The sequence below is a fragment of the Streptomyces sp. NPDC050564 genome, from assembly GCF_044457265.1.
Taxonomy (GTDB): Bacteria; Actinomycetota; Actinomycetes; order Streptomycetales; family Streptomycetaceae; genus Streptomyces.
In genome coordinates this window covers 41,421-54,071 of sequence record NZ_JBITGS010000012.1, presented here as the reverse complement: position 1 = coordinate 54,071, position 12,651 = coordinate 41,421, and the positions used below count along the sequence as shown (strand labels likewise).

Sequence of the window (12,651 nt, the reverse complement as noted above, 5' to 3'; positions counted from 1 at the left end):
GCTGTGTTCCATTACCCCCCCCCCCCCCCCCCGCCCGGGGGGGGCGGGGGGGCCCCCCCCCCCCCCCCCCCCCAAACCCCCCCCCCCCCCCCCCCCCCCCCCCGCCGGGGGGCGGGGGCCCCCCCGCGAACGGGGTCCCGGGCGGAGCCCCAGGTCGGGAGGGGCAGGGGTGGCGGGGGCGAAAAACCCTCCTGGCCAACTCCCACCGCCCGCTGTTAAGTTGGGCCGCATGTTCCTCCTCTTGGCATAGGGCCCGCCCAGGCCCGCGACGGACAGGCAGCCACTCGGCGCCGCGCCGTCGCGGCACTCAGGCGTCCCCTCGTCCGCCTCGAAGTTGAGGAACCTTTCGCATGTCTGCGACGCTCTCGCGGCCCTCGTACGCCGCGCTCTTCCGCATTCCCCACACCCGCCGCACCTTCGCCGCCGCCCTGATCGGCAGGCTCTCGTACGGCATCGTCTCGCTGGCCATGATGCTCACGGTGACCCGGGCAACCGGGTCGTACGCCGTGGCCGGCACGGTCATGGCGCTGTTCGGCGCGATGAGCGTGTGCCTGTCGCCCGCGAGGGCGGCCCTGATCGACAGGTACGGCCCTCGCCGTGCCCTCGTCCCGATGGCCTCGCTGTACGCGGGCCTGCTCACGGCCTTGGCGGCGGCAGCCTGGCGGCCGGGAGTACCGGCGGCGGCGCTCGGCGCGCTGGCCGTCGCCGCGGGCGGCTGCACGCCGCCCCTCGGCCCCACGATGCGTGCCGTGTGGGGCGAAGTCGTCGAGGACAGACGGCTGTTGCAGCGCGCGTACAGCCTGGACGGCGTGGCGGAGGAGATCCTCTTCGTCTCGGGGCCGTTGCTGGTGGGCGCGGTCGTGCAGTTCGCGCCGTCGGCCGCCGGGATCGCGCTCAGCGCCCTGCTGGTGTGGGCCGGAACCCTCGCGTTCGTCCTGTCGCCGGTCGTGGCGGGCGTACGACCGGCCGCGGAGAAGAAGCCCGCACGCTCATGGGGCCGGCTTCGCGGCGGACGCGCGCTCGCGCAGCCCGTCGTCGTCGCGGCGGGCGTAGGACTGTCCCTGGGATCCCTGGACCTTCTCGTGATGGCCTTCGCCCAGCAGCGCCATCACGGGGACGACGTGGTCGCCTGGGTGCTCGCCGCGCTGTCGGTGGGCAGCGCGCTGGGCGGCCTGCTGAACGGCGCCGTCAACTGGCGCAGGTCCGTGCGGGTGCGGCTGCCGCTGCAGGCCGGCGGCCTGGGCCTCGCCCTGCTCGCCGCGGGTTTCGCTCCCGGCCTCGGCACACTGACCGTCGCCGTGGCCTGCGCGGGCTTCTTCGTCGCCCCGGCGCTGACCACGTCCTACCTGATCGCCGACGAGGCGGCCCCGGCCGGTTTCCGCACCCAGGCGGGCGCCTGGGTCAACACCGCGGTGAACGCGGGCAATTCGGGCGGCGCCGCAGGGGTCGGGCTCGTGGTGGGCCATCTGTCCCTGGGCCTGTGCTTCGCGCTCTCGGGAGCGGTGGCCATCGCTGCGGGCCTGATCTCCGTGCGGGGTGTGCGCGCTTCTCCGCGCCCCGTCGAGGGCGCGGAGAACGGCGCGATCAGCCACGAACGGTCGGCAGTCTGAGGACGGCCGACAGTCTGAGGACGGCCGGCGGACTGGGGGCGGCCGGCATCCTGAGGGCAGTCGGCCGCTTCAGAACCCCTAGGGCTTGCCCCGCTGCCCCCGCAGATGCTCGGCGATCGGCCGCAACGACTTGTGGAGGTCTTCCAGCGCCTCCGGGGAGAGCAGATCGATGAAGTGCCTCCGCACAGACGCCACGTGATACGGCGCGACCTTCTTCATCGTCTCCATGCCGTGCTCGGTGAGGACGGCGTACAGACCCCGGCGGTCCGACTCGCAGTTCTCACGGCGCACCAGATCCGCGTTCTCCATGCGCGTGATCTGGTGCGAGAGGCGGCTTTTGGACTGGAGGGTGGCGGACGCGAGGTCGCTCATCCGCATCCGTACGCCCTCCGACTCTGAGAGGTTCACCAGGATCTCGTAGTCGTTCATCGTCAGCCCGAACGGCTGCAGGTCCCTCTCGAGCTGGTACGTCAACAGCCTGTTGACCTCCAGGTGGGTGCGCCAGGCGCACTGCTCCGCATCGGTCAGCCAGCGCGTGGCCGTCTCGGTCTCCATAAATGAAGTCTACCTAAAATGTTGAAAGGCGAACTAGTGAGGGTGGTGTGACTGTGCGCACGCGTTCGATGTCACACTCCGCAGACTACCGCTCACAGCCCGAAGCGACGCTGGAGGTCCCCCAGCTGTCCGGGAAGGCGCGGTGCGCCGGCTTGCTGTCCCTGGTGACCGGGTACCCCGCCCGCGCCAGGTACTCCGGGCTCGTGCGGGACCGCGCCCATGGCCTGCTCGGCCATGAGGGTTTCGGTGGACTGGAGCAGCACCGTGCCGGCCCCTACGAACTCGAACTGGTGCTCCTCTCCGGAGGCCCCACCGAGGCCTGTCATCGCACGTAGACCGCCCATTACACCTGTCATGTACCCGTGGTCGTAGTGATGGCACGGGGACGGGCAGTCGGCCCAGCCGACCAGGGCCTGCGGGTCCACCCGGATCGGAGGTTCCATGAACACCACCGGACCGTTGGATGCGGCTACGAACTTGCCGGTTCCAATCAGCGTCAGAAACCCCGGCACGATCGACTGCTTGAGGGCAAGACTTGGCTGAAAAGCGAGCAGGTTGCCCGAGCGAATGGTCAGATTGCCGTCGTCCAGGTCGTACGAATTGACGTCGAAGGCCCGGTCGGCGAGCAGCATCTTGCCCGAGCCCTCCGCCACGACCCAGTCGCTCGCGTGCAGAGGCGAATGGAACGACGTACGGACCAGACGGTCGAGCCGGCCGTGTCCGACGCCGTTGAATTCCATCGACCCGTAGTAGGCGATCATCTTGCCCTTCTGCAGGAACCACTGGCTCCCCTTGAGCTCGACGCAGAAGGTGTAGTTGTTGACGTTGTCGTCGACCGGCAGTGACATCGGGTCGTGGATGACCGGGCCGCCCGGAGTCCCGTACGCGCTCACAGCTTCTCCTCCGAGGCCTGGACGTACACCGCGCCATTGCCGCTCAGCTCCAGCTGGAACGCCTCGCCCGAGCCGCGGCCCACCATGTCGCGCCAGCCGAGCGCGGTGGACAGCTTGTTGCGTACGTCGCCGTGGTGGGCGACGTACGCCTGGGGGTCGACGTGGACCGGGCGCTGCGGGGTGATCGGGATCTCGAAGACGCCGCCGTGCGCCATGACGGCGACCGCACCATGTCCCTGGAGAGTCGTGGTGAAGAGGCCCTGGCCGGTCACCTGGCCGCGCACCATGCCCATGACCCCGCCCTGCGAGCCGAGGAACATCGTGCCCTGCTGGAGTGTGCCGTCGAAGGCGAGCAGCCGGTCCGCCTCGACGTACAAGGTGTCACCGGTGAGGTTGATCACCTGGACGTGGTGGCCGCCGTGCCCGAAGAGGACGGTGCCGGAGCCCTCGACGGTCATCAGTGGAGTGGCCTCGTTGGCCAGGCGGCGGCCGAGCATCGACATCACACCGCCCTGGCCGCCCTGGATGTTGGGGGTGAAGGAGACCTCGCCCTTGTAGGCGAGCATCGCGCCGCGCTGGCTGAACATGCGCCGGCCCGGCAGCACCGTGGCCTCGACCATCTTCGAGTTCACTTCGCGAAAGGGCATGTCACACGTCCCCCGCGATCGTGTTGCGCTCACTGGGCTGCACATAGACCAGGCCGTCACCCTCGAAGCGGATCTGGAACGCCTCGCCACCGCCCTCGCCCAGCAATGTGCGGAACGTCACACCGGACTGGAAGGACTGCCGCACATTGCCCTGGTGCGCGATGTACGCGCCCGGGTCGACCGTCAGCGGGTACTGGGCGCTCACCCGCAGCACCACCGCCGGGCCGTCGGACATGATCGCCGCCTGCCCGTGCCCCTCGACGGTGGTCGTGAACAGTCCGTTGCCCTGCGAGGCACCCCGCAGACCCGTGAACGACGTGCCGGTGCGCAGCCCCGCGTCCGTGGCGAGCAGATTGCTCGACTCCACGTACAGCTTGTCCCCCTGGAGACCGACGAGGTTGATCTCGGAGGCCCGGTCCGCGAACCAGCAGGTCCCGTGCCCCTTCACCTCCATCACCGTCATCTGCTCACCGGTGAGGCGCCGGGTCACCATCCCCCGTATGCCCTCACCGCCCCCGCTCAGCTTCTTGAAGGCCATCTGGCCGTCGTACGCGACCATCGAGCCGTTCTTCGCCTTCACGGCGTCCCCGGTCATGTCGACGGCCAGCACCTTGCTGCCTTGAAGTCGAAACATCGCCACGCTGTGAAGGTAGCCGCCGGGTGGGGCCGCCGACAGAGCCTCCGGGATGATCCGGACCCCGAAGACACCCCGAGACCCCCTGCCGGGACGCGCGAAGCCCGAGTGCCACAATGGGCGGGCGCTTGTGCTTGCGTTCACAAAGCGTTTGACGACTCTCCCACCGAAGGTGACCCGTGGACATAAAGACCGCCACCGCCCTCCGCCGCCTCCGCCTGGTCTCGGCCCCCGAAGCCGTCTCCTTTCTGCTGCTGCTCCTCTGCTCGGTGCTGAAGCGGACCACGGACTTCAACGCGGTGCCCGTCATGGGCTCCATCCACGGCGTCCTCTTCATCCTGTACGTGATCTTCTGGGCGGACGCCTGGAACCGCTCCAGGTGGAGCGCCGGGACCGGACTCCTCTACTTCGTCCTCTCCGTGCTGCCCACCGGCGGCTTCTTCGCGGAGCGCAAGCTCAAGCGCGAGGCCGAGAACGCGGTCATCGCGTCCCGCGCCCGCAAGGAAGGGATCGTGAACGCATGATCGTCGCCTTCTCCGTGACGCCGCTGGGCGTCGGCGAGGACGTGGGGGAGTACGTCGCCGACGCCGTCCGCGTGGTCCGGGAGTCGGGTCTGCCGAACCGCACCGACGCGATGTTCACCTCGATCGAGGGCGAGTGGGACCAGGTGATGGACGTCGTCAAGCGTGCCGTCGCCGCCGTCGAGAAGCGCGCACCGCGCGTCTCGGTCGTCCTGAAGGCGGACATCCGTCCCAGTGTGACGGACGGTCTGACCTCCAAGGTGGAGACGGTGGAGCGGCACCTGTCCGCCTAGGTCTCCCCCACTCGGCAACGAAACCCCGGTCCCCAGGGCCGGGGTTTTTCGCACCCCGGAGATTGAGCGATCGCTCAAACCGCTGTAGTCTCCGTGCCAGCCGATTGAGCGGTCGCTCAAAAGGGCTCACTGATCTGGGGGTTCGAGGATGGGGCTCTACATAGAGGCGCATATACGCGGCGACCTCGATGACCTGTGGGCGCGGACGCAGGACCCCGCGCAACACCGGCGCTGGGACCTTCGCTTCACCGAGATCGACTACCTTCCGCGCACGGACGGCGAACCGCAGCGCTTCCGTTACGCCACACGGGTGCTCCCCTTCCTGACCGTCGCCGGCACAGGTGTCTCGGCCGGCGAGAAGGAGCGCCCGGACGGCACCCGCACCTCGGCGCTGCGTTTCGCCTCACCGCATCCGCTCTCGCTGCTCGCCGAGGGCAGCGGCTACTGGCGGTACGTCCCCGACGGCGACGGCGTCCGGTTCCTGACCGGGTACGACTACCGCCCGCGCTGGGGCCGCCTCGGAGCCGTGGCCGACCGGCTGCTCTTCCGCCCCCTCCTGGGCTGGGCCACCGCCTGGTCCTTCGACCGGCTGCGGCTGTGGCTGGAGCGGGGGATCACCCCGGAGCGGGCGCTGCGGAACTGGCTCGCCGAGCAGGCCGTACGCGCCCTCGTCCTGCTGGCCGCCTGCTCGGGGCTGGTGTGCGGAGCGTTGGTGGACGCCGCCGGACCGCCGGCACCGCTCGCACTGTTCGCGACCCCGGTGCTCGCCGTACCGGCCGTCCTGGCCACTCTCTTCGCACCTCCATTGGCCGGCACCCCGGCGGCCCGCCGCTGCCTGCGCACGCCACCCGTCCGCCTCCGGGCACCGCGTCTCCTCACCACCCTGGAGCACCAGCGATGACATCGATCTTCCGCACCGTGATGGGCGCCGATTTCGAACGCCTCCACCCCGAGCTGCAACGGCGCTTCTCCGTCGGCCTGGCCGGCGGTGAGGCGTGCACCGGGCGCGGCGTCATGGACCGGATCTGGCACGGGAGCGGCTTGCTGAAGCCGTTCCTGGCGCTGGGCACCACCCGCAACATCCTGGTCCCGCGCACGGGCCGCAACGTCCCCTTCACCATCGAGAACGTGCCGTACGCCGACGGTTTCGGGCGTGAGACGGTGACGTTCGTGCGTACCTTCGACCTGCCCGGCCGCGCCCGCCGCTTCGACGCCCAGATGGTGCTGAGCCCCAAGGGCGACCGCGTCCTGGACTACCTCGGCACCCATCAGCACCTCGCCAGCGACCTGTTCTTCCGTGCCGAGCCCGACGGCTCGCTGCTGATCCGGTCCGGCGAACACCGCTTCCGGGAGGGCCCCGTGGACGTCCGCGTCCCCGAACTCATCGGTGGTGAGGCCGAGGCGCGGGAGTCCTTCGACGACTCCACGGGACGCTTCCGCATCCAAGTCCGCGTCGTGAACCGCCACTTCGGGCCGCTCTTCGGCTACGAGGGCTCCTTCCGGGCGACCTACACCGACATCCGTACCTGCGGTGTACGCCCCGGACTGCGCCCCGTGCGCGAGGAGGCGCGGGCGTGAGCGATGCGACCAGGGCGAAGCTCCTGGAGGGCGCGCTGCGGACGCTCACCGAGCAGGGGATCGCGAAGACCTCGGCCCGTTCGATCGCGGCGACCGCCGGGGTCAATCAGGCGCTGGTCTTCTACCACTTCGGGTCCGTGGACGAGTTGCTGTCGGCGGCCTGCCGGCAGGGGGCGGAGCGGCGGGTCGCTCGCTACCGTGACCGGCTCGCGGAGGTCTCCAGCCTTGCCGAACTGCTCGCGTTCGGGCGGGAGATGCATGAGGCCGAGCGCGCGGAGGGGTATGTCGGTGTCCTGGGGCAGTTGCTCGCCGGGGCGCAGACGCATCCCCGTATCGCACCCGCCACGGCGGCCGGTCTCGACCTGTGGATCGCCGAGATCGAGAAGGTCCTGAGGAGGGTCCTCGGGGGGACGCCGTTCGGGGAGTTCGCGGATCCGGCGGGGCTGGCGCGGGCGGTTGCGGCGTCGTTCGTGGGGATCGAGTTGTACGAGGGGGTGGACGGGGCGGGGGCGACTGCGGCGCTGGATGCGCTGGAGCAACTCGCGTTCCTGGTGGGTGCGTTGGAGGAGCTTGGGCCTGTGGGGCAGCGAGCGGTGCGGTTGCATCTACGGCGGTCAAGTCGCCGTTGACCTGTGGGGTGCCCGGCGCGCTGGTGCCAGGGGGCGGGTCGCGCTGCCCGGCGCTGACGGGGTGCCGCCCGCGCCCGCCCGTGCTGCCCCAGCGGCACGACTGCCCGCGGGCTGACGGGCTCAGTTACCCGTTGACGTCAGCGCGATGCCCAGGGGTGTTCGTTCGTACAGGACCTGGTGGCCGTAGCGGCGTGCCGTGAGGAGGCCGGCGTCGCGCAGGAGTGTCAGGTGGGCGGAGACCGATGACGGGGCGAGGCCGAGGCGGTGGGCCAGGGCCGTTGTGCTGGTGGGCTCGTTCAGTGCGGTCAGGACCGTGGCCCGGCCGCGGCCGAGGAGTCGTACCAGCGTGTCCGACGTGCGGTCGGCGGGCTCCGACCACAGGGCGCCGATGCCGCGCGCCGGATAGACCAGGGTGGGCTGCCAGGGCGGGTCGAAGCCGCTGACCACGTCCGGCCACGAGAAGACGCTCGGCATCAGCACCAGGCCCTGGCCGTCGAGGTTGCGGACGTGCTCGCCCAGCCACGCGATGGTCAGGGTGCGGCCGTCCCAGGCCAGGCGCGGATTCAGCTCCGGCAGCAGCGCGCCCAGGCCCACCTGAGCGAGGCGGCGCGAGTGGAAGGCGACGTCGGCCTCCAGGAGGGCGCGCAGCCGGGGCCAGTCGGGTTCTACCAGCGTGTGCCAGGCGGCCTCCATCAGGTCGGCCAGCTCCCGGACCGTACGGGCCGGATCGGCCAGCAGCGCCCGGCCGCGCGTGGAATCCAGGGCGCCCGGAGTGTCGGCGAGCGACCGGGCCATGTCGTCCCGCGCCTGCTCGGGGTCGGCCGCCCGTACCGCGGCGATCTCCTCGTCGAACGTGGCCGCCGGGCCGATCGGCGGCGGGCCCAGCCAGTCCGGGCTGTGGCCGCGCCGGGGCATCAGCAGCCAAAGGGGGGTGAGGTCCAGTTCGCGGGCCGCTTCCCGGATGCGGCGCAGCCAGTGCGGGTGGTAGCCCTGCCGGTCCGGCCTGGCCAGCGTGCGCACTGCCTCCTGCGTCTCCCACAGCGGGGACACCGCGAATCGGCAGCGCAGCAGGTCGTCGTCGCCGAAGTGCATGTGGAAGGGCATGCGCGGCCTCCGGCGGTGGGGCGGATCATCAGGTGGTCGAGCGGGACATGTGGTCGGCGGGACAGGCGGTCCAGCGGATCATTCGGCTGGTGCCGAAACTCTACGGCCGCCGCACGCACGCGTGCACGCTGCCGCCATGCCTGAAGAGACCGAGGGCACCACGAGGATGCCCACCCGCCCGGCACCCACCGGTCCCGAAAACCAGCCCGAACCCCCGGTTCCGCCCGACGCCACCGGCTACGCCCGCGTCTTCGCCGTCCGTGAATTCCGGGCCGTCTTCCTCGCCCACGCCCTGTCCCTGCTCGGCGTGGTCGTCAGTGAGATCGCCCTGACCGTGCTCGTGTACGGGCTGACCGGCTCGCCCCTGCTGAGCGCGCTGGCCTTCGCCCTCGGCTTCCTGCCCTATCTGGTCGGGGGCACACTGCTGTCCGGGGTCGCCGACCGGTTCCCCGCCCGGCGCGTGCTCGTGGTGTGCGACCTGGTGTGCGCCGGGTGCGCGGCCGGGATGGCGTTGCCCGTGACTCCCGTGGCCGCGCTGCTCGCGCTGCGGTGCGTGATCGCCGCCGTGTCGCCCGTGTTCACCGGCACCCGGACGGCCACGCTCGTCGACGTCCTCGGTGAGGGCGACCTCTTCGTGCTCGGACGCTCGCTGCTGCGGATCGTCTCGCAGAGTGCCGTCCTCATCGGGTTCGGGCTCGGCGGCGTCCTGCTCACCGTCGTATCGCCGCGCGGCGCGCTGGTCATCACGTTGTGCACGTTCGCGAGCTCCGCGCTGCTGCTGCGCTTCGGCACCCGGCGCAGGCCCGCCCGGGCCGGGGGCGGCTCGCTGATGCGGTACTCGCTCGCCGGCACCCGGAAGGTGCTCGGCGACCGCAGGATCCGGGCGCTGCTCCTGCTGCTGTGGGCGCCGCCGATGTTCGTGGTCGCGCCCGAGGCGCTGGCGGCGGCGTACGCGGACGAGATCGGGGTCGGCACGGCCGGCGTCGGTCTGCTGATGTGCGCGATGCCCGTCGGGACGATCGCGGGCGAGCTGTACGCCGGCTCCGTCCTCACGCCCGCCGGCCGGTCCCGGATCGTCCTGCCGCTCGCGGCCTGCGGGCTGCTGCCCCTGCTGGTCTACCCGACGGCCCCCGGCCTCGGCTGGATCCTGCTCGCCCTCCTCGTCACCGGGCTCACGGGGGCGTACACCCTGGGCCTGGACCGCTGGTTCGTGGACGCCGTCCCCGAGGAGTTGCGCGGCCGGGCCATGACCGTGCACACCGCCGGGCTGATGACGATCCAGGGCGTGGGCATGGCGCTCGCGGGAGTGGCCGCCGAGTTCGCGCCGGTCGGCCCGGTCGTCGGCGGGGTCGGGATGCTCGGCACGGTGTGCTGCGCCCTGCTCGTGCGGGAGGTGGCGCGGACCCGGCCGCGAAAGTGAGCCGCCTGCGCCCGACCGAAGGGCGAGACGGGGCTGACCACGATGTGACCGGCCGGTAAGGTCTTTGGCGTGCCGAAGCCGCTCAGTCTTGCCTTCGATCCCATCGCCCGCGCCGACGAACACTGGAAGCAGCGCTGGGGATCCGTGCCGTCCATGGCCGCGATCACATCGATCATGCGCGCGCACCAGATCCTGCTCGCCGAGGTGGACGCGGTCGTCAAGCCGTACGGACTGACCTTCGCGCGCTACGAGGCACTGGTGCTGCTCACCTTCTCCAAGGCCGGCGAGCTCCCGATGTCCAAGATCGGCGAGCGGCTCATGGTGCATCCCACGTCCGTCACGAACACCGTGGACCGGCTGGTGAGGTCCGGACTTGTCGACAAGCGGCCCAACCCCAACGACGGGCGGGGCACACTCGCCTCCATCACCGAGAAGGGCCGCGAGGTCTGTGACGCGGCCACCCGCGACCTGATGGCCATGGACTTCGGGCTCGGGGCGTACGACGCCGAGGAGTGCGCGGAGATCTTCGCGATGCTGCGGCCGCTGCGAGTCGCCGCGCGGGACTTCGAGGACGAGTAGAGCCTCGCTCCGAGGGCGAGTGGGGGCGCGCGAAGATCGCGCAAAAGGGGTCGTTACGCTCGTACCCATGAAGAAGAGCGTGCTGACCAGGTACCGCGTGATGGCCTACGTCACCGGTGTGCTGCTGGTCCTGCTGACCCTCGGCGTGATCGCCAAGTACGTGCTCGACATGAACGGTGCCGCGGACTTCACCCGCGTTGTCGGTATCGCGCACGGCTGGCTGTACGTCGTCTACCTGGTCTTCGCCTTCGACCTGGGCTCCAAGGCGAAGTGGCCGGTCGGCAAGCAGCTGTGGGTGCTGCTCGCCGGGACGATCCCCACGGCCGCCTTCTTCGTGGAGCGCAAGGTCTCCCGCGAGCTGGAGTCCAAGGTCGCGGACGACTCTCCCGCGGTCGCGAAGGCGTAACACTCACCGCCGTACGGGCAACGTGCGGCGGTTCCCCATCGACATTTACTAGGACGTCCTAGTAAATTCGATGGTATGGACGCTGACGCCATCGAGGAAGGCCGCCGACGCTGGCAGGCCCGCTACGACGCTTCGCGCAAGCGCGAGGCCGATTTCACCACGCTCTCCGGCGACCCCGTGGAGCCCGTGTACGGGCCGCGGCCCGGGGACGAGTACGAGGGCTTCGAGCGGATCGGCTGGCCGGGCGAGTACCCCTTCACCCGCGGTCTCTATCCGACCGGCTACCGAGGGCGTACGTGGACCATCCGGCAGTTCGCCGGGTTCGGCAACGCCGAGCAGACCAACGAGCGCTACAAGATGATCCTCGCCAACGGCGGCGGGGGACTGTCCGTGGCCTTCGACATGCCCACACTCATGGGGCGCGACTCCGACGATCCGCGCTCACTCGGCGAGGTCGGGCACTGCGGGGTCGCGATCGACTCGGCGGCCGACATGGAGGTCCTGTTCAAGGACATTCCGCTGGGTGACGTGACGACGTCGATGACCATCAGCGGTCCGGCCGTTCCCGTCTTCTGCATGTACCTGGTGGCCGCCGAGCGCCAGGGTGTCGATCCGTCCGTGCTCAACGGCACCCTCCAGACCGACATCTTCAAGGAGTACATCGCGCAGAAGGAGTGGCTCTTCCAGCCCGAGCCGCACCTGCGCCTCATCGGCGACCTCATGGAGCACTGCGCGTCGAAGATCCCCGCGTACAAGCCGCTGTCGGTCTCCGGCTACCACATCCGCGAAGCGGGGGCCACGGCCGCCCAAGAGCTGGCGTACACGCTGGCGGACGGCTTCGGGTACGTGGAGCTGGGCCTGTCGCGGGGACTGGACGTCGATGTCTTCGCGCCCGGTCTGTCCTTCTTCTTCGACGCGCACGTCGACTTCTTCGAGGAGATCGCCAAGTTCCGGGCGGCGCGGCGGATTTGGGCCCGCTGGATGCGCGATGTCTACGGGGCCAAGTCCGAGAAGGCGCAGTGGCTGCGGTTCCACACCCAGACGGCGGGCGTCTCGCTGACCGCTCAGCAGCCGTACAACAACGTGGTGCGTACGGCCGTGGAGGCGCTGGCGGCGGTGCTGGGCGGGACGAACTCGCTGCACACGAACGCGCTGGACGAGACGCTGGCGCTGCCGAGCGAGCAGGCCGCGGAGATCGCCCTGCGCACCCAGCAGGTGCTGATGGAGGAGACCGGGGTCGCCAACGTGGCCGATCCGCTGGGCGGTTCCTGGTACGTCGAGCAGCTCACCGACCGGATCGAGGCCGAGGCGGAGAAGATCTTCGAGCAGATCAAGGAGCGGGGGCTGCGGGCGCACCCCGACGGGCAGCACCCGATCGGACCGATCACCTCCGGGATCCTGCGGGGGATCGAGGACGGATGGTTCACCGGCGAGATCGCCGAGTCCGCGTTCCAGTACCAGCGAGCGCTGGAGAAGGGCGACAAGCGGGTGGTGGGTGTCAATGTCCACCACGGCTCGGTGACCGGCGACCTGGAGATTCTGCGAGTCAGCCACGAGGTGGAGCGGGAGCAGGTGCGGGTGCTCGGTGGCCGCAGGGCCGGGCGGGACGACGCGGCTGTCCGGGCCGCTCTGGACGCCATGCTGGCGGCCGCGCGGGATGGGTCCAACATGATCGCGCCCATGCTGGACGCGGTGCGGGCCGAGGCCACGCTCGGCGAGATCTGCGATGCCCTCCGGGACGAGTGGGGGGTGTACACGGAGCCGGCCGGCTTCTGAGGGGCT

General features: G+C 70.6%; 15 protein-coding genes. 10 read left to right on the top strand and 5 right to left on the bottom strand.

The features are described from left to right. Nucleotides 1–350 precede the first annotated feature (350 nt). The gene (locus ACIBK0_RS20215; protein ID WP_399081514.1) at nucleotides 351–1,610 is read left to right on the top strand and encodes an MFS transporter; all 1,260 of its coding nucleotides are present in this window, start codon (nucleotides 351–353) and stop codon (nucleotides 1,608–1,610) included. A gap of 78 nt (nucleotides 1,611–1,688) precedes the next feature. On the opposite strand, the gene ACIBK0_RS20210 is transcribed toward ACIBK0_RS20215, so the two are convergent. The 4 genes from ACIBK0_RS20210 to ACIBK0_RS20195 all read right to left on the bottom strand — a co-directional run bounded on the left by ACIBK0_RS20210 (nucleotide 1,689) and on the right by ACIBK0_RS20195 (nucleotide 4,339). After that, nucleotides 1,689–2,165, bottom strand: a complete 477-nt coding sequence (locus ACIBK0_RS20210; RefSeq protein WP_369249246.1) for a MarR family winged helix-turn-helix transcriptional regulator — start codon at nucleotides 2,163–2,165, stop codon at nucleotides 1,689–1,691. Nucleotides 2,166–2,257: 92 nt separating this feature from the next. Next, entirely contained in the window at nucleotides 2,258–3,058 is an 801-nt protein-coding gene (locus tag ACIBK0_RS20205; RefSeq protein WP_399081512.1) for an AIM24 family protein, read from the bottom strand. Continuing rightward, entirely contained in the window at nucleotides 3,055–3,705 is a 651-nt protein-coding gene (locus ACIBK0_RS20200; RefSeq protein WP_399081510.1) for an AIM24 family protein, read from the bottom strand. The genes ACIBK0_RS20205 and ACIBK0_RS20200 overlap by 4 nt, the downstream gene beginning before the upstream one ends. A gap of 1 nt (nucleotide 3,706) precedes the next feature. Beyond that, nucleotides 3,707–4,339, bottom strand: coding sequence for an AIM24 family protein (locus tag ACIBK0_RS20195; protein ID WP_399081907.1), 633 nt, complete (start codon nucleotides 4,337–4,339; stop codon nucleotides 3,707–3,709). 179 nt (nucleotides 4,340–4,518) lie between these two features. Here ACIBK0_RS20195 and ACIBK0_RS20190 point away from each other — a divergent pair, with 179 nt between their 5' ends. The 5 genes from ACIBK0_RS20190 (at nucleotide 4,519) to ACIBK0_RS20170 (ending at nucleotide 7,360) form a co-directional block, all read left to right on the top strand. Then, nucleotides 4,519–4,863: a DUF3817 domain-containing protein gene (locus tag ACIBK0_RS20190; protein ID WP_399081508.1), complete on the top strand. Its 345-nt coding sequence runs from the start codon at nucleotides 4,519–4,521 to the stop codon at nucleotides 4,861–4,863. Next, nucleotides 4,860–5,153, top strand: a complete 294-nt coding sequence (locus ACIBK0_RS20185; protein WP_399081506.1) for an MTH1187 family thiamine-binding protein — start codon at nucleotides 4,860–4,862, stop codon at nucleotides 5,151–5,153. The genes ACIBK0_RS20190 and ACIBK0_RS20185 overlap by 4 nt, the downstream gene beginning before the upstream one ends. A gap of 148 nt (nucleotides 5,154–5,301) precedes the next feature. After that, on the top strand, nucleotides 5,302–6,054 hold the full coding sequence (locus tag ACIBK0_RS20180) for a hypothetical protein (RefSeq protein ID WP_399081503.1): 753 nt from the start codon (nucleotides 5,302–5,304) through the stop codon (nucleotides 6,052–6,054). Further along, on the top strand, nucleotides 6,051–6,731 hold the full coding sequence (locus ACIBK0_RS20175) for a DUF4166 domain-containing protein (RefSeq protein WP_399081501.1): 681 nt from the start codon (nucleotides 6,051–6,053) through the stop codon (nucleotides 6,729–6,731). Before ACIBK0_RS20180 ends, ACIBK0_RS20175 begins: the two co-directional genes overlap by 4 nt. Then, entirely contained in the window at nucleotides 6,728–7,360 is a 633-nt protein-coding gene (locus ACIBK0_RS20170; protein WP_399081499.1) for a TetR/AcrR family transcriptional regulator, read from the top strand. Before ACIBK0_RS20175 ends, ACIBK0_RS20170 begins: the two co-directional genes overlap by 4 nt. A 120-nt stretch (nucleotides 7,361–7,480) precedes the next feature. On the opposite strand, the gene ACIBK0_RS20165 is transcribed toward ACIBK0_RS20170, so the two are convergent. Next, nucleotides 7,481–8,464: a DUF5937 family protein gene (locus ACIBK0_RS20165; RefSeq protein WP_399081496.1), complete on the bottom strand. Its 984-nt coding sequence runs from the start codon at nucleotides 8,462–8,464 to the stop codon at nucleotides 7,481–7,483. A gap of 166 nt (nucleotides 8,465–8,630) precedes the next feature. Here ACIBK0_RS20165 and ACIBK0_RS20160 point away from each other — a divergent pair, with 166 nt between their 5' ends. The 4 genes from ACIBK0_RS20160 (at nucleotide 8,631) to ACIBK0_RS20145 (ending at nucleotide 12,645) form a co-directional block, all read left to right on the top strand. Continuing rightward, nucleotides 8,631–9,884, top strand: a complete 1,254-nt coding sequence (locus tag ACIBK0_RS20160) for an MFS transporter (protein WP_399081905.1) — start codon at nucleotides 8,631–8,633, stop codon at nucleotides 9,882–9,884. 69 nt (nucleotides 9,885–9,953) lie between these two features. After that, complete coding sequence (locus ACIBK0_RS20155; RefSeq protein ID WP_399081494.1) at nucleotides 9,954–10,463, top strand: MarR family winged helix-turn-helix transcriptional regulator; 510 nt, start codon at nucleotides 9,954–9,956, stop codon at nucleotides 10,461–10,463. A 67-nt stretch (nucleotides 10,464–10,530) separates the two neighbouring features. After that, on the top strand, nucleotides 10,531–10,869 hold the full coding sequence (locus tag ACIBK0_RS20150) for a DUF3817 domain-containing protein (protein ID WP_399081492.1): 339 nt from the start codon (nucleotides 10,531–10,533) through the stop codon (nucleotides 10,867–10,869). 75 nt (nucleotides 10,870–10,944) lie between these two features. Further along, nucleotides 10,945–12,645, top strand: coding sequence for a methylmalonyl-CoA mutase (locus ACIBK0_RS20145; protein ID WP_399081490.1), 1,701 nt, complete (start codon nucleotides 10,945–10,947; stop codon nucleotides 12,643–12,645). The last annotated feature ends 6 nt before the right edge of the window (nucleotides 12,646–12,651 follow it).